Source organism: Citrobacter sp. Cpo148 (assembly GCF_030332375.1).
GTDB classification, from domain to species: domain Bacteria; phylum Pseudomonadota; class Gammaproteobacteria; order Enterobacterales; family Enterobacteriaceae; genus Citrobacter; species Citrobacter portucalensis.
In genome coordinates, this window is sequence record NZ_JAOWHY010000044.1 from 94,188 (window position 1) to 118,132 (window position 23,945).

General features: G+C 52.5%; 18 protein-coding genes and 1 riboswitch. Of the genes, 10 read left to right on the forward strand and 8 right to left on the reverse strand.

The annotated features are described in order from the left end of the window. Nucleotides 1-26: 26 nt before the first annotated feature. Complete coding sequence (gene metF, locus OGY10_RS14580) at nt 27-914, forward strand: methylenetetrahydrofolate reductase (RefSeq protein ID WP_008787045.1); 888 nt, start codon at nt 27-29, stop codon at nt 912-914. Between the two features lie 167 nt (nt 915-1,081). After that, on the forward strand, nt 1,082-3,262 hold the full coding sequence (katG, locus tag OGY10_RS14585; RefSeq protein ID WP_057068732.1) for a catalase/peroxidase HPI: 2,181 nt from the start codon (nt 1,082-1,084) through the stop codon (nt 3,260-3,262). A gap of 86 nt (nt 3,263-3,348) precedes the next feature. Here katG and gldA read toward each other — a convergent pair whose 3' ends face one another. The 6 genes from gldA to argE form a co-directional block, all read right to left on the reverse strand. Further along, the gene (gldA, locus tag OGY10_RS14590; protein WP_057068734.1) at nt 3,349-4,452 is read right to left on the reverse strand and encodes a bifunctional L-1,2-propanediol dehydrogenase/glycerol dehydrogenase; all 1,104 of its coding nucleotides are present in this window, start codon (nt 4,450-4,452) and stop codon (nt 3,349-3,351) included. A gap of 12 nt (nt 4,453-4,464) precedes the next feature. Beyond that, nucleotides 4,465-5,127 (reverse strand): fructose-6-phosphate aldolase, encoded by a 663-nt coding sequence (fsa, locus tag OGY10_RS14595; RefSeq protein ID WP_020996106.1) that lies wholly within the window; start codon nt 5,125-5,127, stop codon nt 4,465-4,467. A gap of 245 nt (nt 5,128-5,372) precedes the next feature. Continuing rightward, nucleotides 5,373-6,233, reverse strand: coding sequence for a helix-turn-helix transcriptional regulator (locus tag OGY10_RS14600; protein ID WP_191226552.1), 861 nt, complete (start codon nt 6,231-6,233; stop codon nt 5,373-5,375). 151 nt (nt 6,234-6,384) lie between these two features. Further along, a complete protein-coding gene (locus OGY10_RS14605) occupies nt 6,385-8,118 on the reverse strand; it encodes a phosphoethanolamine transferase CptA (protein WP_008787054.1) in 1,734 nt (577 codons plus the stop codon). A gap of 210 nt (nt 8,119-8,328) precedes the next feature. Next, nucleotides 8,329-10,980, reverse strand: coding sequence for a phosphoenolpyruvate carboxylase (gene ppc / locus OGY10_RS14610; RefSeq protein WP_003825139.1), 2,652 nt, complete (start codon nt 10,978-10,980; stop codon nt 8,329-8,331). 269 nt (nt 10,981-11,249) lie between these two features. After that, the gene (gene argE, locus OGY10_RS14615) at nt 11,250-12,401 is read right to left on the reverse strand and encodes an acetylornithine deacetylase (RefSeq protein WP_048215168.1); all 1,152 of its coding nucleotides are present in this window, start codon (nt 12,399-12,401) and stop codon (nt 11,250-11,252) included. A 155-nt stretch (nt 12,402-12,556) separates the two neighbouring features. On the opposite strand from argE, the gene argC reads away from it, so the two are divergent. The 4 genes from argC (at nt 12,557) to oxyR (ending at nt 17,075) form a co-directional block, all read left to right on the forward strand. After that, nucleotides 12,557-13,561, forward strand: a complete 1,005-nt coding sequence (gene argC / locus OGY10_RS14620; protein WP_286576935.1) for an N-acetyl-gamma-glutamyl-phosphate reductase — start codon at nt 12,557-12,559, stop codon at nt 13,559-13,561. Between the two features lie 10 nt (nt 13,562-13,571). Beyond that, nucleotides 13,572-14,345 (forward strand): acetylglutamate kinase, encoded by a 774-nt coding sequence (argB, locus tag OGY10_RS14625; RefSeq protein WP_003028854.1) that lies wholly within the window; start codon nt 13,572-13,574, stop codon nt 14,343-14,345. Nucleotides 14,346-14,453: 108 nt separating this feature from the next. Continuing rightward, complete coding sequence (gene argH / locus OGY10_RS14630; protein WP_286576937.1) at nt 14,454-15,824, forward strand: argininosuccinate lyase; 1,371 nt, start codon at nt 14,454-14,456, stop codon at nt 15,822-15,824. Nucleotides 15,825-16,157: 333 nt separating this feature from the next. Then, complete coding sequence (gene oxyR / locus OGY10_RS14635) at nt 16,158-17,075, forward strand: DNA-binding transcriptional regulator OxyR (RefSeq protein ID WP_008787060.1); 918 nt, start codon at nt 16,158-16,160, stop codon at nt 17,073-17,075. On the opposite strand, the gene sthA is transcribed toward oxyR, so the two are convergent. Continuing rightward, nucleotides 17,058-18,458 (reverse strand): Si-specific NAD(P)(+) transhydrogenase, encoded by a 1,401-nt coding sequence (sthA, locus tag OGY10_RS14640; RefSeq protein ID WP_003028860.1) that lies wholly within the window; start codon nt 18,456-18,458, stop codon nt 17,058-17,060. The two genes, oxyR and sthA, sit on opposite strands and share 18 nt — an antisense overlap. Nucleotides 18,459-18,649: 191 nt before the next feature. Here sthA and fabR point away from each other — a divergent pair, with 191 nt between their 5' ends. Beyond that, the gene (gene fabR, locus OGY10_RS14645) at nt 18,650-19,285 is read left to right on the forward strand and encodes an HTH-type transcriptional repressor FabR (RefSeq protein WP_003028862.1); all 636 of its coding nucleotides are present in this window, start codon (nt 18,650-18,652) and stop codon (nt 19,283-19,285) included. Between the two features lie 15 nt (nt 19,286-19,300). Beyond that, nucleotides 19,301-19,660, forward strand: coding sequence for a YijD family membrane protein (locus OGY10_RS14650; RefSeq protein ID WP_003825114.1), 360 nt, complete (start codon nt 19,301-19,303; stop codon nt 19,658-19,660). A 72-nt stretch (nt 19,661-19,732) separates the two neighbouring features. Here the strand turns inward: OGY10_RS14650 and trmA are convergent, their stop codons facing one another. Next, nucleotides 19,733-20,833 carry a tRNA (uridine(54)-C5)-methyltransferase TrmA gene (trmA, locus tag OGY10_RS14655; RefSeq protein WP_079935053.1) on the reverse strand — a complete coding sequence of 367 codons (1,101 nt, stop codon included), beginning with the start codon at nt 20,831-20,833 and terminating at the stop codon, nt 19,733-19,735. Nucleotides 20,834-20,948: 115 nt separating this feature from the next. Continuing rightward, nucleotides 20,949-21,135, forward strand: a riboswitch (cobalamin riboswitch). Nucleotides 21,136-21,200: 65 nt separating this feature from the next. On the opposite strand from trmA, the gene btuB reads away from it, so the two are divergent. Together btuB and murI are read left to right on the forward strand one after the other, a co-directional pair. Then, the gene (gene btuB / locus OGY10_RS14660) at nt 21,201-23,057 is read left to right on the forward strand and encodes a TonB-dependent vitamin B12 receptor BtuB (RefSeq protein ID WP_079935052.1); all 1,857 of its coding nucleotides are present in this window, start codon (nt 21,201-21,203) and stop codon (nt 23,055-23,057) included. Next, complete coding sequence (murI, locus tag OGY10_RS14665) at nt 23,002-23,853, forward strand: glutamate racemase (protein ID WP_079935051.1); 852 nt, start codon at nt 23,002-23,004, stop codon at nt 23,851-23,853. Before btuB ends, murI begins: the two co-directional genes overlap by 56 nt. Nucleotides 23,854-23,945 lie beyond the last annotated feature (92 nt).

Consider the following 23,945-nt stretch of genomic DNA (forward strand, 5'->3'; position numbering starts at 1 on the left):
ACGACAAAAGATTGATGAGGTAAGGTATGAGCTTTTTTCACGCCAACCAGCGGGAAGCCCTGAATCAGAGCCTGGCGGAAGTACAGGGTCAGATTAACGTTTCGTTTGAGTTTTTCCCGCCGCGCACCAGTGAAATGGAGCAAACCCTGTGGAACTCCATCGATCGCCTGAGCAGCCTGAAGCCGAAGTTTGTTTCAGTCACCTACGGTGCAAACTCTGGTGAGCGCGACCGTACGCACAGCATTATTAAAGGCATTAAGGATCGCACTGGTCTTGAAGCAGCTCCGCACCTGACCTGTATTGATGCTACCCGCGATGAGCTGCGCACCATTGCTCAGGACTACTGGAATAACGGTATTCGTCATATTGTTGCTCTGCGCGGTGACTTGCCGCCGGGAAGCGGTAAACCGGATATGTATGCCTCTGACCTGGTGACTCTGCTGAAAGACGTTGCGGACTTTGATATCTCCGTTGCGGCTTATCCGGAAGTACACCCAGAAGCGAAGAGCGCTCAGGCCGATTTGCTGAACCTGAAGCGTAAGGTTGATGCTGGTGCAAACCGCGCCATTACTCAGTTTTTCTTCGATGTGGAAAGCTATCTGCGCTTTCGCGATCGCTGCGTGTCTGCGGGAATCGATGTGGAAATTATTCCGGGTATCCTGCCAGTCTCCAACTTTAAACAGGCGAAAAAATTTGCCGATATGACCAATGTTCGTATCCCCTCCTGGATGTCGACCATGTTTGATGGTCTGGATGACGATGCGGAAACCCGCAAGCTGGTAGGTGCAAACATCGCCATGGACATGGTGAAAATCCTCAGTCGCGAAGGGGTGAAAGATTTTCACTTCTATACTCTAAATCGCGCCGAGATGAGCTACGCAATTTGTCACACGCTGGGAGTAAGACCAGCATAATTAGTGCCTCAGCCCTCTTCGGAGGGTTTTTTATTGATCATTTTGATCTACATCTCTGTAACTTTAAATATAAAAGGAATGAGCTATCGAATCTGTGGGTTTTTTCGACTATATCTTATCTCTGGTGGTGTATATCGTAGTCAGAACACTGTAAAGGGAGCATATAGATGAGCATGTCCGACGATAGCCAAAACGCATCAACTGCCGGTAAGTGTCCTTTTCATCAGGGCGGGCCGGATCACAGCGCGGGTGCAGGAAGAAATAACCGCGACTGGTGGCCTAATCAACTCCGCGTTGATCTTTTAAACCAACATTCCAATCGTTCGAACCCGCTGGGTGAGAACTTCGACTACCGCAAAGAATTTAGCAAACTTGATTACTCTGCCCTGAAAGGGGATCTCAGAGCCCTTCTGTCCGAATCTCAACCGTGGTGGCCTGCTGACTGGGGCTCTTATGCCGGTTTGTTTATCCGCATGGCATGGCACGGTGCTGGGACCTATCGTTCCATCGATGGACGCGGTGGCGCGGGTCGCGGACAGCAGCGTTTTGCACCACTGAACTCCTGGCCAGACAACGTCAGCCTGGATAAAGCGCGTCGTCTGCTGTGGCCAATCAAGCAGAAATATGGCCAGAAAATTTCCTGGGCCGACCTGTTTATCCTTGCGGGTAACGTGGCGCTGGAAAACTCAGGCTTCCGCACTTTCGGCTTCGGTGCCGGTCGTGAAGACGTCTGGGAACCGGATCTCGACGTAAACTGGGGTGATGAAAAAGCCTGGTTGACCCACCGTCATCCGGAAGAACTGGCAAAAGCGCCGCTGGGCGCAACCGAAATGGGTCTTATCTATGTGAACCCGGAAGGGCCGGACCATAGCGGCGAACCGCTTTCTGCGGCAGCGGCTATTCGCGCGACCTTCGGTAACATGGGTATGAACGACGAAGAAACCGTAGCGCTGATTGGCGGCGGTCATACGTTGGGCAAAACTCACGGTGCAGCGCCGGCTTCGCACGTAGGCGCCGATCCAGAATCCGCACCAATTGAAGCGCAGGGCCTGGGCTGGGCCAGCAGCTACGGCAGCGGCGCGGGTGCAGACGCAATTACTTCCGGTCTGGAAGTGGTCTGGACGCAGACGCCGACCCAATGGAGCAACTATTTCTTCGAGAACCTGTTCAAATATGAATGGGTGCAAACTCGCAGTCCGGCAGGCGCTATTCAGTTTGAAGCGGTTGACGCACCGGAAATTATCCCCGATCCGTTCGATCCGTCGAAAAAACGTAAGCCAACAATGTTGGTTACCGACTTGACGCTGCGTTTCGATCCGGAGTTCGAGAAGATTTCCCGCCGTTTCCTGAACGATCCGCAGGCGTTTAACGAAGCGTTTGCCCGCGCATGGTTTAAGCTGACGCACCGTGATATGGGGCCAAAAGCGCGTTACATCGGACCGGAAGTGCCAAAAGAAGATCTGATTTGGCAAGACCCGCTGCCGCATGCGTTCTTTAACCCAAGCGAAGAAGATATCCTGAAACTGAAGGCGACCATTGCTGCTTCCGGGTTGTCCGTGGGCGAGCTGGTGTCAGTGGCGTGGGCTTCTGCATCAACGTTCCGCGGTGGGGATAAACGTGGCGGCGCTAACGGTGCGCGTCTGGCGCTGGACCCACAGCGTGGCTGGGATGTGAATGCTACCGCGGCACGCGTACTGCCTGTGCTGGAAGGCATTTATAAGTCAGCCCATACCGCTTCGTTAGCCGATATTATCGTGCTGGCCGGTGTTGTTGGTATAGAGCAGGCGGCTAGCGCTGCGGGTGTCAGCATTAAAGTACCTTTTGCGCCGGGCCGCGTGGATGCGCGTCAGGACCAAACGGATATTGAGATGTTTGAACTGCTTGAGCCGATCGCCGATGGCTTCCGTAACTACCGCTCCCGTCCTGACGTATCGACCACCGAGTCGTTGCTGATTGATAAAGCGCAGCAGCTGACGCTGACCGCACCGGAAATGACCGTGCTGGTGGGCGGTATGCGCGTACTGGGCACCAACTTCGACGGCAGCCAGCATGGCGTCTTTACCGATCGTCCTGGCGTGCTCAGCACTGACTTCTTCGTCAATCTGCTGGATATGCGCCATGAGTGGAAGGCGGTTGATGAGTCAAAAGAGCTGTTCGAAGGTCGTGACCGTCTGAGCGGTGAAGTAAAATACACGGCAACCCGCGCCGATCTGGTGTTCGGTTCTAACTCCGTACTGCGCGCAGTGGCTGAAGTTTATGCCTGCAGCGATGCTCACGAGAAGTTCGTGAGAGATTTCGTTGCCGCATGGGTGAAAGTGATGAACCTGGATCGTTTCGATCTGCTGTAACAGATAATGCCGGATGTCGCTTGTGCGTATCCGGCATAGTATGAATAAAAAAATCCCCGCGATTGCGGGGATTTTCTATTGGCAGGTTATTCCCACTCTTGCAGGTAACGTTGACCGTACTGGTCAGCCACCAGCAGGGCGGCATACACCTGGTCCGGAGTTGCGCCGCCAGGCATGTTGTGGATGGTTTCGCCTTCTGCACAGGCTGCCTCAGCCACAATGCGCATTTTCGCCGGGATATCCTGTTTGATGTCCAGTTGCGCCAGGGTAATCGGCAGGCCAACGGAATGACACAGCGCGGCAACGGTTTCAATTTCATCAACTGGCGCGTTTTCCAGCACCAGCTGCGTTAGCGTACCGAAAGCCACTTTCTCGCCGTGGTAGTAGTGATGCGCATCCGGGATTGCGGTCAGACCGTTATGAATGGCGTGAGCAGCTGCCAGACCACCGCTTTCAAAACCGACACCGCTCAGATAGGTGTTGGCTTCAATAACGCGCTCCAGTGCTGGTGTAACCACGTGCTGCTCGGCTGCCAGCATCGCTTTTTCACCTTCTTCGATTAGCGTATTAAAGCACAGCTCTGCCAGCGCCAGCGCCGCCTGAGTACACTGACCGCCCGCCATGGTGGTTGCGCCGCTGCGTGAACAAGCACGCGCTTCGAACCAGGTTGCCAGCGCATCGCCAATACCCGCAGATAACAGACGCGCCGGTGCACCCGCAACAATTTTGGTATCCACAATGACCCTGTCCGGATTGTTGGGCAGCAGCAGATAGCGATCGAATTCACCGGCATCGGTGTAAATGACGGACAGCGCGCTGCACGGCGCATCGGTAGAGGCGATGGTTGGGGCAATGGCGACAGGCACGCCCATAAAGTGTGCCAGCGCTTTGGCGGTATCCAGCGTTTTACCGCCGCCAATACCAAGTACTGCGCCACACTGCGCTTTTTCCGCTACGCCGCGCAGACGGTCGATTTCGTTTTGTGAACATTCGCCGCCAAACGGTGCAATTTCCAGCGCCAGTCCGGCATCCTGAAAGCTTTTTTCCAGTGCGCTCTGGGCAAAGCCTAAGACAAACTTGTCCCCAACGACCAGCCAGCGTTCTGCCAGTGGTTTGAGGTAGCTGCCAAGACGGGTAATAACATCGGCACCCTGGATGTACTTACCAGGTGATTGAATAATGCGATCCATACTTTATTTCCCTCACAGGTTGATGTGACCAAATGCGTTGTTCCAGTCCTGCTCAAACTTCTCTATTGCTGACTCTACCGCAGGGGTATTGAGCATTTGTTGCGCTACGTCTAATGGCAGGGTGATAGCTTCACATCCTGCCAGTAAGCAATCCAGCGCCTGACGCGGGGTTTTAAAGCTGGCTGCCAGTACCATGCTGTTTGGCGCATGCAGCTCCAGTAACGTTTGCAGTTCTTGTACTGTGCGAATCCCGTCGCCGCCCTGTGCGTCGATACGGTTAACGTAAGGCGCGATATATTTGGCTCCTGCCAGCGCAGCCAGTAGCCCCTGAGAAGCACTGTAAACGGCGGTTCCCAGCGTGGTGATACCCTCTTTTTTCAGCATCTTAATCGCGGCCAGACCTTCGGATGTCACCGGGATTTTCACTACCAGACCGGGCACTGCATTGCTCAGGCGTTTGGCTTCTTCCACCATGCCCTGCGCCTCGCGGCTCATGGTTTGGGCAAACAAAATACCCTCTTCGCCGATGGCGTTTTGCAGGCGTGGCAGTACATCCCAGATAGATTCTTTGCTTGCCGCCACAATGCTTGGGTTGGTGGTGACTCCCGCGATAGGAAAGATGCGTGCCAGACGTTCAACTTCCGCAACGTTGGCGGTATCAAGGTAAAGTTCCATACAAAACACCCTCTTCGTTTTCTATTAGCAACCCGTTGCCGGAATGCTTTGCTGTGAACAGGATAAGAGTGTTTCTCCACACCGCGCTATCTGACAAATTTGTCAAAAGCTGGATAAATGTAATGTATCTAGAAAAATGAGAGATACTTCACATATCAGTTTTAGGTGAGTTTATTCTGGCAAAATGGGTAATGGATTTCTTTTTTGATATTACAAAAATCCAGTGAATGTTATTTTTGTCTTCTTTATTGCTGGCAGATATTTTTCTCCGTCAATTGGCTGTGGTATTGCCGACGGTATTCTGATGGTGAACGTTCTGTATTTTTGCGAAACAGGCGGCAGAAGTAGTTGCTGTCAACAAACCCACAAATGTGCGCCACCTCTTTAATCTTCAATTCGTAACCCTTCAACAGCGTTTTTGCGTGTTCCAGTCGCGTGTGGTTCAGGTATTCGTTAAAACCGATAGCGCCCGTTTTTTGAAAAAGGTGGGAAAGATAATTGGGTGAGATGTAGAACGCCTGCGCGACGGATTCTCGGGTGAGCGGTGAAGCGTAGCGTTCGTCAATATAGTTGCGAATGGCTTCGAAAAGCGCCTGGCTGCGTGATGCGGTTTGGATCTGGCTGCCGAGCAGATCGCGGCAGTGGCTCAGTAAGCTTGCAACGATTAGCCTGGCGGTTTGCTGCTCCTGCGGCTGCATCTGCATTTCATTGAGCGTTTGCAGCAGGAATGAGCCAATACGCGGTCCACGGCGCGCGACGTGCTGGCGGGTAAGGTTTTGATATTGCTTACCGTCCCACTGAACGATGCTAAAACCCAGTTGCTGTTTGCCAAATAAGATACTGAGCGTGGTCACCGGTGTGAGCCACTGTGGAAAGTTCCAGCCACCAGCCGGAACGAACAAGGCATCGCAAGGCTGTAACGTCGCGGATGCGCCAGCAACACCGTTATCGGTGAATTCACCTTCCAGCACAATCTCCAGTCGGGGAAAATCGACCTGATACGCCAGTTCCGGCGTTGAGCTACTGGTGCTGGCAAAGTAAATCTGCCGCAGCGGTGTGGGGCCGTTGATCAGGCGAGAGAGCAGGTGGCTGATGTCGTGATACATGTTAATCCCTTGCAGGCAGCAGACAGGGAAACAGTAACGTTGAAAACAATCGCCCTCAAGTGATTATTGCCGGATGGCGGCTAATGCCTTATCCGGCCTACAAGTCTTTGCGAGCTGTAGGCCGGATAAGCGTAGCGAATCCGGCAGACTGTTACTGATTACCGATTTGATCGCCGTAAGGAAGGGTATCGTAATCAATCAGGGCATTCTTTTTGTACGGGTTGCCAATCCAGCGGGTCGTCTCTTTGAACTGCGGGCTGGTAATGGCACGAGTTGGATCGAAACCATCATAGGTGAAGCCCGCTAAATCAGACCAGGTGTGGATAAGCTCTGAGCTGCTGTATTTACGATTCACATCCTGTGAGAAGTCACGCGGGTGTGCAGCCTGCCATTTTTCCGAGGTCCACAGCAGGAACGGCACCGTATACATATGACGCGTTGGGTTGTCTTCATTACGACCCTGCGTTTTATGCGGTGGCGTATCGTATACCTCTTCTCCATGATCGGAGAAGTACAGCAGGAAGCCGTTCGGATCGGTCGCTTTATAGTCTTTGATCAGACTGGCAATGATATGGTCATTGTAGACATTCGCGCTGTCGTAATCGTTGTAGGCTTCCAGCTCATCGTCACTCAGGCCTGCGGGCACATTGTCGACATTATTGTCGAACTTACCCTGACCATCCGGATAGCGGAATTTGTACTTAATATGCGTTCCCAGCAGGTGCACGATGATGAACTTTTTCGGTGCAGGGTCGGCCAGTACTTCTTTAAACGGTGCCAGCACGTTGCTGTCATATTCGCGCGCACTTTGTGTACGCTGCTGGTTCATATAGAACTGTTTATCCGTCTGCTTAGAGAACACCGTCAGCATGGTGTTGCGGGCGGTCATCGTCTGCTGATTGGTGATCCAGAAGGTTTTATAACCTGCCTGTTTCATCATGTTCATCAGGGACGGCTGAGTCAGATACAGATCCGGGTTCTTCTCGTTGGCAAAGGTCAGCGCCTGCTGCAGGATTTCAATGGTGTACGGACGGGAGGTCACGACATTATTGAACACGGTGAAGTTAGGATCGGATTTATGCAGTGCATCCAGTTCCGGCGTTGTTTCGCGTGGGTAACCGTACAGGCTCATGCGGCCACGTTGCGTTGATTCGCCAATCACCAGTACCAGCGTACGCGGTGCATCACCTGAGCTGTCTTTAAAGTTGGCCAACGGCGGCAGGGCATTGTTCTCATTCAGCAGGCTGTTCAGCGCGGTCAACTGCTGACGATACTGATAATAACCAGAGATGAATTGCCATGGCGCAGCTGGTTCCATGCGTGAGGCGAGACCATTCAACGTTTTTTCAAATGGTTTATGTTTGATAAACGTGTTCACCGTCATCGGATGCAGAATCAAACCGTATAACAGTGCAAACGACACCAGATAGCGCCAGGGCGATGGAATATGCACAGGACGCAGACGTGTCCATAGCAGAATTGCCACAGCTGTATAGGCCAGCGCAATCAAGACAATCTTCAGGCTGAAATACTGGCTCAGATATTCGCTGGCTTCGTTCGCATTGGTTTCAAACATTACGTACAGAACGCTTTGCGAGAACTCTTGTCCGTAAATGACGTAATAGCTTAGAGCAGCCAGCGAGGCTGCCCATAGCATTACGCCAATGACGGCAGCAATAACGCGGATACGGTTTGGAAATAAGAATACCGGAATCAACCACAGCGAACTGAACAGCAAGGAGTCGCGTAAACCATTAGTTCCGCTATAGCCGGATAAGAGAATAACGACCTGGAGTAAACTGGAAAAAAAACAAAAATAGAGGAGCGCCCAGCCCAGGGCTTTCCAGCTAAATTTAGGTTTAGACTGGGGGTGTAAGGATTGCATAATGTAAGCCTGTCTTTAATTGTAGCGCCAAGAGTAGCACTTAAACATTAAGAGGAACTGAAGCATCACGATCTTAGGATCGTGTTTTGCCATCTTTATATTCATTTTATGAATATATTCGAGGGGGAATATATTGAAAATGAAGTGGTTGTAACAGCGGTTTTTGCCGTCGCCTCCGAATAATAGCACGAAGGCGACGGGGGAGGGACGTTAGCCTGTATTGCGCATACCAGCGGCGACACCAGCGATTGTGACCATCAATGCTTGTTCTACGCGTGGGTCCGGTGCATTGCCTTGCTCTTCCGCCAGGCGTGAGCGGTGTAACAGCTCTGCCTGTAATACGTTTAGCGGGTCAGTATAAATATTTCTTAACTGAATGGACTCGGCAATCCACGGCAGGTCGGCCATCAAATGTGAGTCGTTGGCAATCGCCAGTACGACATCGATATCTGCTGCCAGGCGTTGGCGTAGCTCTGCACCCAACGGCCACAGATCTTTTTTGACCAGGCGCTGATCGTAATACTCTGCCAGCCACAGGTCTGCTTTCGCGAAAACCATTTCCAGCATGCCAAGGCGTGTGGAGAAGAATGGCCAGTCGCGGCACATGGCTTCAAGTTCGCTTTGCTTGCCGTCTTCAACCACTTTTTGCAGCGCGGTACCTGCACCCAGCCAGGCCGGGAGCATCAGGCGGTTCTGCGTCCAGGCGAAGATCCACGGAATGGCGCGCAGAGACTCTACCCCGCCGGTCGGACGGCGTTTTGCCGGACGTGAACCGAGCGGGAGTTTACCCAGTTCCTGCTCAGGTGTTGCCGAGCGGAAATAAGGGACGAAGTCTTTGTTTTCACGCACATATCCACGATAGAGCTCGCAGGAAATATCGGAAAGCTCATCCATGATATGACGCCAGCTATCTTTCGGTTCTGGCGGTGGTAACAGGTTGGCCTCCAGAATTGCTCCGGTGTACAGCGACAGGCTGCTGATGGTCACTTCCGGCAGGCCGTATTTAAAGCGGATCATCTCCCCTTGTTCTGTCACGCGCAGACCGCCTTTCAGGCTGCCCGGCGGTTGAGAGAGTAGCGCCGCATGTGCAGGCGCGCCGCCGCGACCAATGGAACCACCGCGACCGTGGAAAAGCGTCAGTTCGATACCGGCTTTTTCGCAGGTTTTGATTAGCGCGTCCTGAGCCTGGTATTGCGCCCAAGAGGCCGCCATCACGCCCGCGTCTTTTGCGGAATCAGAATAGCCAATCATGACCATCTGTTTGCCCTGAATAAAGCCGCGGTACCAGTCGATATTTAAAAGTTGAGACATGACGTCATCGGCATTGTTGAGGTCGTCCAGCGTTTCAAATAGCGGAGCGACCGGCATAGCAAAACCAATTCCGGCTTCTTTCAGCAGCAGATGCACGGCCAGCACATCCGACGGAGTTTTCGCCATCGAGATAACATAGGCGGCAATGGAGCCATATGGGGCTTCGGCAATGACCCGACAGGTGTCGAGCACTTCACGGGTGTCGTTGCTCGGTTCCCAGTTACGCGGCAGGAGCGGACGCTTGGAATTCAGTTCGCGGATCAGGAAAGCCTGTTTATCCGCTTCCGACCAGTTTTCGTAGTCGCCAATACCCAGATAACGGGTCAGTTCGCCCAGGGCTTCAGTATGACGGGTGCTTTCCTGACGAATATCAATACGCACCAGCGGTACACCGAAACACTTCACGCGCCTAAGGGTGTCGAGCAATTCGCCATTGGCGATAATACCCATGCCACAGGCCTGCAGAGACTGGTAGCACGCGTATAGCGGGTCCCAAAGCTGTTCGTTTTGGGTGAGAAGTCCCGCAGGTTTCGGCAATTTCTCGCCTTTCAGACGGGCTTCAAGCCAGGCCTGAGTTGCCATCAGACGAGAACGCAGGGTTTTCATCAGATAGCGATAAGGTTCAGCTGCGCCTTCTTCGCCTACCAGCGCCATCAGCTCCGGCGTGGCATCCACCATCGACAGCTCAGAAATCAGAAACTGGATGTCTTTCAGGAACAGGTCTGTCGCTTTCCAGCGGCTGAGTAGCAGCACGTGACGGGTGATATCTGCCGTTACGTTCGGGTTACCATCACGGTCACCGCCCATCCAGGAAGTAAATCGAACCGGGACAAAATCAACCGGCAGCTTATAACCCAGATGCTCTTCCAGTTGTTCATTCAGCTCGCGCAGGTAGTTCGGTACACCTTCCCACAGGCTGTTTTCAACTACCGCGAAACCCCATTTGGCTTCATCAACCGGGCTCGGGCGCAGTTTGCGGATCTCATCCGTATGCCAGGACTGGGCAATGAGCTGACGCAGACGGCGCATCAGTTGGTTGCGTTCATAATCGACGAGGTCTTTGTTATCAAGCTGCTTGAGGCAGGCGTTCACTTCACCCATTTTATGGATCAGCGTACGACGAGTGATCTCGGTCGGGTGGGCGGTGAGTACCAGCTCCAGAGAGAGTGATTCTACGGCTTTCTTGATGGTGGCGTCATTGAGGTTGGGCTGCTCTTTCAGTTTACGCAGAGTGCGAGCAATCACTTCCGGGTTGCTGGCTGCTTCGCCTTTTGGCGAAATGCTGTGGTATTGCTCGGCGGTGTTGGCCAGGTTCAGGAACTGGCTAAATGCGCGGGCAACCGGCAGCAGCTCGTCGTTAGACAGATTTTGCAGTGTGGTGAGCAATTCCTGGCGATTAACTTCATTGCCAGCGCGAGATGATTTGGACAGCTTACGAATTGTTTCTACGCGATCAAGAATGTTCTCTCCCAGCGCATCCTTGATGGTCTCTCCCAGCACTTTGCCGAGCATACTGACATTACTACGCAACGCGGAATATTGTTCGTTCATATTAACCCAGACACCCCATCTATTTTGAATATGTCCTGTATCTTTCACGCCTGACTATCACGCGAAATCTTGCGGACTTAATTTTTTAGCCGTCTTTTATAAAGCCACGTAAAACACGTGACGTCAATTGCTGCGAAATCGGTTCAGCAAACGAATAAATGCCGTGAATTTACGTTATTTAATTCACATCCAATCAAATAAGCGTTGCTTATGGAAATGTTAAAAAATCACCCCGCTTACCACTAAAGGATTGGCGGGGTGACAAGCAGTTAATGCCAGCAGAAATGATGCACAACCTGGGTGATTAATTCGCGAGTTGGCTTAATAAAGCGTGTTTCCAGATATTCATCCGGCTGATGCGCCTGATTAATAGAACCAGGACCCAATACCAGCGTCGGGCAAAGCGTCTGGATAAATGGCGCTTCGGTGCAGTAGTTCACCACTTCAGTCTGTGCGCCCAGCAGTTTCTCAACCACCTCTACCAGTTGATGGTCAGGTGGACACTCATAGCCTGGAATCGGTGGATGCAGTTCCGATATGGTCAGGCGACCCGGCCAGCGTTCGCTGACAGGGGCCAGCGCTTCGTTAAGTAACCCATTGAGATCGTTTAGCGTCATACCCGGTAGCGGGCGAATATCCATATGCAGTTCGCAGCAGGCGCAGATTCGGTTGGCGGCGTCGCCGCCGTGGATGTGGCCCAAATTTAACGTTGGATACGGAACGGTAAAGGCATCATGGTGATAGCGCGCTTTCAGGTCATCGCGCAGATGCATGATATGGCCGATGGCATCATGCATCAGTTCAATCGCATTAACGCCACGCGCCGGATCGCTTGAATGACCCGATTGTCCCAGAATGCGTATCGCATTAGAGATATGACCTTTGTGTGCGCGAACCGGTTGCAGTGAAGTGGGTTCGCCAATAATCGCGCAGTCTGGGCGCAGAGCAGTGGTTTCAGAGAAGTAGCGAGCTCCCGCCATGCTGGTCTCTTCGTCAGCAGTGGCCAGAATGTAGAGGGGCTTTTTCAGCTTCGTGACGTCGACATCACGCAACGCGTCGAGGATAAAGGCGAAGAAGCCTTTCATGTCCGCCGTACCCAAACCATAGAGCTTATTGTCATGCTCGGTCAGGGTGAACGGATCGCGCGTCCAGCGTCCGTCGTCAAAGGGTACGGTATCGGTATGGCCCGCCAACAACAGACCACCAGAGCCCTGTCCAATGCTCGCCAGCATATTGAATTTATTCCGCGTATCGGGAACCGGCTGGACCTCCACATTGAAGCCTAAATCTTTAAACCAGCCCGCCAACAGAGTGATTAAACCTGCATTGCTTTGATCGAGCGCTTCTTCGGTAGCGCTAATCGATGGCGTGGCAATCAGAGCGCGGTAAATCTCGATAAATGGCGGTAAATTGTTTTTCATTGTTGACACACCTCGGGTCATGATAGTATCAATATTCATGCAGTATTTATGAATAAAAATACATTAACGTTGAGCGTAATAAAACCCACCAAGTGTAAGGTGAGGTGATAAAGGCTTATACCTGGCAACAGAATCTAAGAAGGTGAGCAGCCCCGATGTTGAATACGCTGATTGTGGGCGCCAGTGGCTATGCCGGCGCAGAGCTTGTGACCTATGTAAATCGCCATCCTGATATGACCATAACCGCTTTGACCGTCTCAGCGCAAAGCAATGATGCAGGAAAATTAATCTCCGATTTGCATCCGCAGTTGAAAGGCATTGTCGATTTACCGTTGCAGCCAATGTCAGATATCAGCGAGTTTAGCGCAGGGGTGGATGTTGTGTTCCTCGCAACGGCTCATGAGGTAAGTCATGACCTGGCTCCGCAGTTTTTGCAGGCCGGTTGCGTGGTGTTTGACCTCTCTGGCGCGTTTCGCGTAAATGACGGCGCGTTCTATGAAAAATATTATGGTTTTACCCATCAGCATCCCGACCTGCTGGAGCAGGCAGTTTACGGACTGGCGGAATGGAAAGAAGACCAACTGAAAGAAGCGAATCTGATTGCTGTGCCGGGTTGTTACCCGACGGCGGCGCAGCTTTCGCTGAAACCACTGATTGACGCCGGGCTGTTGGATCTCAGCCATTGGCCGGTAATTAATGCGACCAGCGGCGTAAGCGGCGCGGGCCGTAAAGCGGCTATCTCTAATAGTTTTTGCGAAGTAAGCCTGCAACCATATGGCGTGTTTACCCATCGTCATCAGCCGGAAATCGCTAGTCATCTGGGGGCTGAAGTGATTTTCACCCCGCATCTGGGCAACTTCCCGCGCGGAATTCTGGAAACTATCACTTGCCGCCTTAAAGCGGGTGTAGCTCATGCTCAGGTAGCGCAGACGCTGCAACAGGCGTATGGCGATAAACCGCTGGTGCGTCTGTATGACAAAGGGGTTCCAGCGTTGAAGAATGTGGTTGGATTACCATTCTGCGATATCGGGTTTGCTGTGCAGGGTGAGCATCTGATCGTTGTGGCGACGGAAGACAACTTATTGAAAGGCGCGGCGGCACAGGCGATGCAGTGCGCAAATATTCGTTTTGGCTTTGCCCAAACGCAGTCTCTTATTTAAGGGTGCAACAATGAATCCATTAATTATCAAGCTGGGCGGCGTTTTACTGGATAGCGAAGAGGCGCTGGAGCGTCTGTTTACCGCACTGGTGAATTATCGTGAGTCGCACCAGCGTCCGCTGGTCATTGTGCACGGCGGCGGCTGCGTGGTCGACGAGCTGATGAAGCAGCTGAATCTGCCGGTGAAAAAGAAAAATGGTCTGCGCGTCACGCCTGCCGATCAAATTGACATTATTACCGGTGCCCTGGCGGGAACGGCGAATAAAACCTTGCTGGCCTGGGCGAAAAAGCATCACATCGCGTCTGTTGGTCTGTATCTTGGCGATGGCGACAGCGTAAAAGTGACGCCGCTCGATAAAGAACTGGGTCATGTTGGACTGGCGCAGCCGGGTTCGCCTAAGCTGATTAACACGCTGCTGGAAAGCGGTTTTCTGCCGGTAGTGAGCTCTATTGGTGTCACTGATGATGGTCTGCTGATGAACGTGAATGCCGATCAGGCTGCAACGGCGCTGGCGGCAACGCTGGGTGCGGATCTGATCCTGCTCTCTGATGTGAGCGGTATTCTGGATGGCAAAGGCCAGCGCATTGCCGAAATGACCGCGGCGAAAGCGGAACAGCTGATTGAACAGGGCATTATTACCGATGGCATGATCGTGAAGGTGAATGCAGCGCTGGATGCCGCGCGTACGCTGGGCCGTCCGGTGGATATCGCCTCCTGGCGTCATGCAGAGCAACTTCCGGCGCTGTTTAACGGCACGCCAATTGGTACGCGTATTCTGGCTTAACTATTAATGTGCCGGATGGCGGCTTCGCCTTATCCGGCCTACGTGGGTTTTGTAGGCCCGGTAAGCGCAGCGCCACCGGGCAAAAATATCATATTAAGGAAATTTGTTATGGCACTTTGGGGTGGGCGTTTTACACAGGCAGCAGATCAGCGGTTCAAACAGTTCAACGACTCGTTGCGTTTTGACTACCGCCTGGCAGAACAGGATATTGTTGGCTCTGTGGCCTGGTCCAAAGCGTTGGTAACGGTCGGTGTACTGACTGCCGATGAACAGCTGCAGTTGGAAGAGGCGCTGAATAACCTGCTGGAAGAGGTTCGTGCGAATCCTCAGCAGATTTTGCAAAGCGATGCCGAAGATATTCACAGTTGGGTGGAAGGTAAGCTGATTGATAAAGTCGGCCAGCTTGGTAAAAAACTGCATACCGGGCGTAGCCGTAATGACCAGGTCGCGACCGATCTCAAGCTGTGGTGCAAAGATACGGTTATCGAATTACTGTCGGCCAATCGTCAGTTGCAAACTGCGCTGGTGGTGACGGCGGAGAATAACCAGGACGCCGTCATGCCGGGTTACACCCACCTGCAACGTGCGCAGCCGGTGACGTTTGCTCACTGGTGTCTGGCCTATGTTGAAATGTTGGCGCGTGACGAGAGCCGTTTGCAGGATGCGCTCAAACGCCTGGACGTCAGTCCGTTAGGCTGCGGCGCGCTGGCGGGTACGGCGTATGAAATCGATCGCGAGCAGTTGGCGGGTTGGTTGGGCTTTGCCTCGGCAACGCGCAACAGCCTGGACAGCGTTTCTGACCGTGACCACGTGCTGGAGTTACTCTCCGACGCCTCTATCGGCATGGTACACCTGTCGCGTTTTGCTGAAGATCTGATTTTCTTTAACACCGGCGAAGCGGGTTTTGTTGAACTCTCCGACCGTGTGACTTCCGGTTCATCTCTGATGCCGCAGAAGAAAAACCCGGATGCGCTGGAGCTGATCCGTGGCAAATGCGGTCGCGTGCAGGGTGCGCTGACCGGCATGATGATGACGTTAAAAGGCCTTCCACTGGCATACAACAAAGATATGCAGGAAGACAAAGAAGGGCTGTTCGACGCGCTCGACACCTGGCTGGACTGCCTGCATATGGCCGCGCTGGTGCTGGATGGCATTCAGGTGAAACGTCCGCGTTGTCAGGAAGCGGCGCAGCAGGGTTATGCTAACGCCACTGAGCTGGCGGATTATCTGGTGGCGAAGGGCGTCCCGTTCCGCGAAGCGCACCATATTGTGGGGGAAACGGTGGTCGAGGCGATTCGTCAGGGCAAACCGCTGGAAGCGCTGTCGCTTGCCGACTTACAAAAGTTCAGCCAGGTGATTGGCGATGACGTTTACCTGATCCTCTCGTTGCAATCGTGTCTGGATAAACGTGCAGCGAAAGGTGGCGTGTCGCCGCAGCAGGTTGCGCAGGCGATCGACTACGCGAAGGCACGCCTGTAGGTCGGATAAGGCGAAGCCGCCATCCGGCACTGTGCGCCGTTCTGCCTGATGGCGCTACGCTTATCAGGCCTACCAAACCATAACCCGGCCGAGCTTTGCGACGCCGGGCTTTTTTTATGCAAAAAAAATGCGGACTCAAGGTCCGCAAAAGTTCACGTTGGCTTTAGTTATTTCGAGTATGAGAGAAACTCTCAAACGGACAGTAGCTTCAAGGGTTAAAGGGGTACCGTTCCGTTTCTGTGGTGCATTATTAAACAGAAAGCTTGATAGGGATAATCGTTCGTTGCTATGCTACCTATCGCTACGAACTATCGTGGCGATGGAGGATGAATAATGAATATTCGTGATCTTGAATACCTGGTGGCACTAGCCGAACATCGTCACTTCCGACGAGCGGCAGACTCCTGTCACGTTAGCCAACCAACGCTGAGCGGGCAGATCCGCAAGCTGGAAGATGAGCTTGGCGTCATGTTGCTGGAGCGTACGAGTCGCAAGGTGCTGTTCACCCAGGCCGGTTTGCTGCTGGTGGATCAGGCGCGTACCGTGCTGCGCGAGGTCAAAGTGCTCAAGGAGATGGCAAGCCAACAAGGCGAGACAATGTCTGGCCCGCTGCATATTGGTTTGATCCCAACGGTGGGGCCATACCTGCTGCCGCATATTATTCCGATGTTGCACCAGACCTTCCCAAAACTGGAGATGTATCTCCATGAAGCGCAGACACATCAGCTGTTGGCGCAACTGGATAGCGGCAAGCTCGACTGCGTCATTCTGGCGCTGGTCAAAGAGAGTGAGGCGTTCATCGAAGTACCGTTATTTGATGAGCCTATGATGCTGGCGATCTATGAAGATCACCCATGGGCAAACCGTGACTGTGTACCGATGTCCGATCTGGCGGGTGAAAAACTGCTGATGCTGGAAGATGGCCACTGTCTGCGCGATCAGGCGATGGGTTTCTGCTTTGAAGCGGGTGCTGATGAAGATACCCATTTTCGGGCAACCAGTCTGGAAACGCTGCGTAACATGGTGGCGGCAGGCAGTGGTATTACCTTACTGCCTGCGCTGGCCGTTCCACCGGAGCGTAAGCGTGATGGTGTCGTTTATCTGCCATGCATTAAACCCGAACCGCGTCGTACGATTGGTCTGGTGTACCGTCCTGGTTCGCCGCTGCGCAGCCGTTATGAACAGCTGGCAGAGGCCATCCGTGGATCAATGGATGGCCATTTCGACAGTGCGTTAAAACAGGCGGTTTAAGCCATTTAGCGCCGCTACCCGATAGGCTTCTGCCATGGTTGGGTAGTTAAAGGTGGTGTTAACGAAGTACTCGATAGTGTTACCACCACCTTTTTGCTCCATTATCGCTTGCCCGATGTGAATAATTTCGGCCGCGCGCTCCCCAAAGCAGTGGATCCCCAAAATCTCTTTGGTTTCGCGATGGAACAGGATCTTCAGCGTTCCGACACTCATACCCACGATTTGTGCGCGTGCCAGATGCTTAAACTGGGCGCGGCCAACCTCGTATGGAACTTTCATTGCCGTGAGCTGCTGTTCTGTTTTACCAACGGAGCTGATTTCCGGAATGGTATAAATCCCGGTTGGGATATCTTCAATCAGATGCGCAGTGGCTTCGCCTTTTACCAATGCCTGGGCGGCAATGCGTCCCTGGTCGTAGGCCGCCGATGCCAGGCTCGGATAACCAATCACATCCCCTACGGCGTACACATGCGGCAGCGCCGTCTGGTACATACTATTCACTTTGAGCTGCCCGCGGCTGTCGGTTTTCAGACCAATGTTTTCCAGCGCCAGCGAATCGGTATTACCGGTACGGCCATTGGCGTACAGCAGGCAGTCGGCCTTCAGTTTCTTACCGGACTTCAGGTGCATGATGACGCCGTCATCGCAACCTTCAATCTTCTCATACTCTTCGTTGTGGCGAATGACCACACCGCTGTTCCAGAAGTGGTAAGAGAGCGAGTCGGACATCTCCTGATCGAGGAATGCCAGCAGACGATCGCGGGTGTTGATTAAATCAACTTTGACGTCCATTCCACGGAAGATCGACGCATATTCACAGCCAATGACCCCTGCGCCATAAATCAGCACATGACGGGGTTCGTGGTGCAGGCTCAGGATAGAGTCACTGTCGTAAACCCGGGGATGCGAAAAGTCGACATCAACAGGGCGATAAGGACGCGAACCGCAGGCAATAACAAACTTATCCGCAGTCAGCGTTTCCACCGTACCGTCGTGACATTCCAGGGCGATCGTGTGTTCATCAACAAAACGAGCATTTCCCTGCAAAATTTCGCAGTGGTTGCGCTCGTAAAATCCTTGCCGCATACGCGTTTGCTGATTAATAACGTTATCAGCGTGGTTGAGAATATCGGCGAAAGAAGAACGAAGGAGTCGGGAGTGGTCGCTGTACAGTGGGTTCTGATTGAATTCAATAATGCGGCTGACGGCGTGGCGGAGAGCTTTCGACGGGATGGTGCCCCAGTGGGTACAACCTCCGCCGACGTTATGATAGCGCTCAATTACCGCGACGCGCGCTCCTTGCTTAACCAGACCCATTGCCGCGCCTTCGCCGCCGGGACCGGAACCTATTACTATTGCATCGTAATCGTAAGAATGTGACATGGTCAGGCTTACCTGTTCTTATACATAAAAGCAACAGAATAGTAACATCGTTGTTGAGATAACCCAATTATCGTTGTGCTTTTTTGCGAAGTCGAAGCACAAACTGCGCGTAAACAATCATTCACAAAGCCATGCCAACCGCCTAATCTCTGGTATAGTGCCAGCAAGGTATGTGGAAGGATTCAGACATCGTGATGGGCGTTAGAGCGCAACAAAAAGAGAAAACCCGGCGTTCGCTGGTAGAAGCCGCATTTAGTCAACTCAGCGCTGAGCGTAGTTTTGCCAGCCTCAGTTTACGCGAAGTTGCTCGTGAAGCGGGCATTGCGCCAACCTCGTTTTATCGCCATTTCCGCGATGTGGATGAACTCGGCCTGACGATGGTGGACGAGAGCGGTCTGATGCTGCGTCAGTTGATGCGCCAGGCGCGCCAGCGTATCGCGAAGGGCGGGAGTGTGATCCGCACCTCGGTCTCAACATTTATGGAGTTCATCGGCAACAATCCCAACGCCTTCCGTTTATTATTGCGCGAGCGTTCGGGGACATCCGCAGCGTTTCGTGCAGCGGTCGCTCGTGAAATTCAGCACTTCATCGCGGAACTTGCGGACTATCTGGAACTCGAAAACCATATGCCTCGTGCGTTTACTGAAGCACAAGCCGAAGCCATGGTAACCATTGTGTTCAGCGCCGGGGCAGAAGCACTGGATGTTGGCGCTGAGCAGCGCCGACAGCTGGAAGAGCGGCTGGTATTGCAACTACGCATGATCGCGAAAGGCGCATTTTATTGGTACCGCCGTGAACAAGAGAAGATGACGCACCACTCCGAGTAACGAGAAGGACAAGCAATGAAACAGTCAGGTCAAGATAAAGGTACGCTGCTGCTGGCGCTGGTTGCTGGCTTATCGATCAATGGTACATTTGCGGCGCTGTTTAGCTCCATTGTGCCATTCTCAGTATTCCCGATCATTTCGCTGGTGCTGACGGTGTATTGTCTGCATCAACGCTATCAGAACCGCACCATGCCTGTGGGATTGCCGGGCCTGGCTGCCGCCTGCTTTATCCTCGGCGTTCTGTTGTACAGCACCGTAGTACGCGCTGAATATCCGGATATCGGCTCTAACTTCTTCCCGGCGGTACTGTCGGTGATTCTGGTGTTCTGGATCGGCTTTAAAGTGCGTAACCGTAAGCAGGAAATAGCAGAGTAACAGTTGTAACTGTAGGCCGGATAAGGCAAAGCCGCCATCCGGCAATCTGAAGCGGCCGGCCTACGTTCAGTTTTACTTCTTGGTTAACAGTACGCCGCATTCCATATGGTGCGTATACGGGAACTGATCGAATAGCGCCAGACGTGAAACATTGTGCGTCTGGCTTAACGTTTCCAGGTTTTTACACAGCGTCTCCGGATTGCAGGAGATGTACAGAATGCGCGGATACGCCTGCACCATTTTCTCCGTTTCGCTGTCCAGACCGCTGCGCGGTGGGTCAACGAAGATAGTTTCACACTGGTAACTCTTCAGATCGATTCCCTGCAAACGGTTGAACTCGCGAACGCCGTTCATCGCCTGAGTAAACTCTTCGGCCGCCATGCGGATTATTTGTACGTTTTCAATCTGGTTAGCCGCAATGTTGTACTGTGCAGCAGCAACGGACGGCTTGGCGATTTCCGTTGCCAGTACGCGGTTGAAGTTTTGTGCCAGGGCTAACGAGAAATTGCCATTGCCGCAATACAGCTCCAGCAGATCGCCTTTTGAGCCCCTGGTGACATCAATCGCCCACTCCAGCATCTGAATATTCATGGCGGCGTTCGGCTGGGTGAAGCTGTTCTCAACCTGGCGATAGATAATCTCTTTACCCGCAACCGGCAAGCGTTCGTCAATGTAGTCCTGATCCAGCTCGATTTTGGTTTTGGTTGCCCGGCCAATCAGATGCACATTCAGGTTTTTCGCCCGTAGCCCATCCCGCAGCGCTTCAGCTTCCTGACGCCATTCATCATCCAGCTTTTTATGGTACAGCATCGATACCACCGCCTGACCGCTCAGGGTTGTGAGGTAATCAATCTGAAACAGTTTGTGACGCAGGACGTGGTTGTTGCGAACGCCTTCGATCATTGCCGTCATCAGCGTGTTGATAAGCTCACTGGCTGCCGGGAAGCTGTCGACACGGATACGGTTTTTGGTCTGGCTGTCGAACATGATGTGGTACAGATCATCACCGTCATGCCACAGACGGAATTCCGCGCGCATACGGTAGTGGCTGACCGGTGAGCGAAACACTTCCGGAGCCTGTGCATAAAATGGCGTCATTAAGCTCTGCAGACGCACCACTTTTTCAGCTAACTGTGCGTCGTACTGTTCTGTCGGAAGGTGTTCGGGGGTCATGATGCGTCCTGAAAAATAAAAGTACGCGGGGATTGTAGGGATTGCTCATCAGATGTCCAGTCATTGATGATTTCCGATATTGTGATACGCAGTCTGGACAGTGGGTTGTAACAAACTGTAGCATCCGTTTTCCGGTCCTGTGAGTTAAAAGGGAATCCAGTGTGAATCTGGAGCTGACGCGCAGCGGTAAGGAAGGTAGGGGATGAGCGCACCTGGTGCAGACACTGCGGCATGCCGTGGGAAGTTATCGTCTCTTTAAGTTGCCTCCAAGCCCGAAGACCTGCCGGCTAACGTCGCATCTGGCTTTCATCATCGCGTACTATCGGTGGGACCTGCGGCATCCTTCTTATATTGTGGATGCTTTACAATGATTAAAAAATCGTTGCTGTGCACGGCACTTTCCGTCACGGCATTTTCTGGTTGGGCACAGGATACTAGCCCAGATACTCTCGTTGTTACTGCCAACCGTTTTCAGCAGCCTGTTAATACTGTCCTTGCCCCCACTGATGTGGTGACGCGTGAAGATATTCAGCGCTGGCAGTCAAAAGATCTCAATGATGTCATGCGCCGATTGCCGGGCGTAGATATTTCGCAAAGCGGCGGTATGGGAAAAAGCTCCTCGCTGTATGTTCGCGGTACTGAGTCCCGGCATGTCCTGGTATTGATTGATGGCGTGCCGATGGCGCGTGCAGGCATCGGTAATGCGATTGATATTGGTCAGATTCCGGTATCGTTGGTGCAACGTGTTGAATATATTCGCGGGCCGCGTTCAGCTGTGTACGGATCTGGTGCGATCGGTGGTGTGATGAACATCATTACGATGAGTAATGAAGAGAAATCACAGATCAACGCAGGTATGGGGACTGATGGTTATCAGACCTACGACGGCACGATAAATAAACGATTTGGTGACACGATGGTGACGGCGGCTGGCGCTTACCAGACGACCAAAGGTTTTAACATTCAACCTGATTCCCCTTACAGCGGTGACAGCGATCGCGATGGTTATCGCAACAAACTGTTCTGGGGCGGCTTGCAGCACAAGTTTAACGATAACTTCTCCGGTTTCTTCCGTGGTTACGGCTACACGGCGAATAGCGATTACGATCAGGGCTCTTATGGCTATGCTGGCGGTAATGACGAAGCTCAGAATTACACTCAGTCCTGGGATTCCGGCCTTCGTTACAGCTCAGGTATCTATTCCGCCCAACTGATTGCTAACTACCAGCATCTCAAAGATTACAACTATAGCAATCAACTCGGTCGTTATGCGGGGGATGCTACGCTGGATAATATGGAACAGCGCTATATTCAGTGGGGAAATAACGTTGAGGTTGGGCATGGAGCGATTAGCGGTGGTGTCGACTGGAAACAAGAAAAGCTGACTTCCAGTAGTACCACGAAATCGGACGCTTATAAACGTGATACGACCGGACTTTATCTAACTGGGCAACAACAAATTGATAGCGTCACGCTGGAAGCCTCAGGCCGTGAAGATCATGATGAACAATTCGGCTGGCATGGCACCTGGCAGACTGCTGCAGGCTGGGAGTTTGTTGATGGCTACCGTGCAACGCTCTCTTATGGCACAGGTTTCCTGGCCCCTTCACTTGGTCAGCAATACGGGGCTACGCGTTTTGCCTCTTCCTATGGGCCGGGTATTGCAGCCAACCCGAATTTGAAACCGGAAGAATCTAAACAGTGGGAAGCAGGGATTGATGGATTGACAGGGCCGCTTGATTGGCGTCTTTCTGCATATCATTATGAAATTCAAAACCTGATCGATTACAAGAATAACCAGTATATCAACGTTAAGTCAGCCACGATTAAAGGGCTGGAATGGACTGGGAATGTTACGACTGGCCCAGTAGATCATCACCTGACGCTACAGTATGTTGACCCGCGGGATGATGATACGAATAAGGTACTCTATCGCCGAGCAAAACAGCAGGTTAAGTATGAGTTAACTGGGCAGGTTCAGGACTTGGGGTGGAACGTTGCTTATCAATATATAGGTGAACGTTACGATAATGATTATGACAATAATCGTGATGTTAAATTGGGCGGCGTCAGCTTGTGGGATATCGGAGTGTCATATCCAATCACCTCACAGCTGACAGTTCGTGGTAAAATCGCCAACCTGTTCGATAAAGATTACGAGACAGTTTATGGCTACGCAACTGCAGGACGGGAATACACCTTGTCTGGCAGCTACACCTTCTGATCCCCGTCCCACCGTGCTGGTGTTTGATTCCGGCGTCGGTGGGTTGTCGGTCTATGACGAGATCCGGCGTCTTCTGCCGGATCTCCACTATATCTACGCTTTCGACAACGTCGCTTTTCCTTATGGAGAGAAGAGCGAGGAGTTTATCGTCGAGCGTGTTGTTGAGATTGTGACTGCGGTCCAGCAGCGCTATCCCCTTTCTCTTGCGGTCATCGCGTGTAATACAGCAAGCACGGTGTCACTCCCTGCGTTACGTGAGAAATTTGCATTCCCGGTTGTGGGCGTGGTGCCTGCGATTAAACCGGCAGCGCGACTCACGGCGAACGGTGTTGTGGGGCTACTGGCTACACGTGCAACGGTGAAGCGGTCGTATACCCATGAGCTGATTGCACGATTCGCTAACGAATGCCAAATTGCAATGTTGGGTTCTGCTGAGCTGGTGGAACTTGCGGAAGCGAAGCTGCACGGTAAAACAGTTTCTCTGGAAGAGCTGCGGCGTATTCTGCGTCCGTGGCTGCGGATGTCTGAACCACCTGACACAGTAGTGCTCGGTTGCACTCATTTCCCTCTATTACAGGAAGAACTTTTACAGGTCCTTCCCGAGGGGACGAGACTGGTGGATTCTGGTGCCGCGATAGCGCGCCGCACGGCCTGGTTGTTAGAGCATGAAGCACCAGATGCGAAATCAACCGATGAGAACGTTGCATTTTGTATGGCAATGACGACAGAAGCTGAACAATTATTGCCTGTGCTACAGCGCTATGGCTTTAAAACGCTCGAAAAACTGTCAGTTTAAGTGGTTTTGATGAAAAAATACGCACTCGGAAGATTATTTTAAATTTCCCCTTGTCAGCCTGAAATAACTCCCTATAATGCGCCTCCACTGAC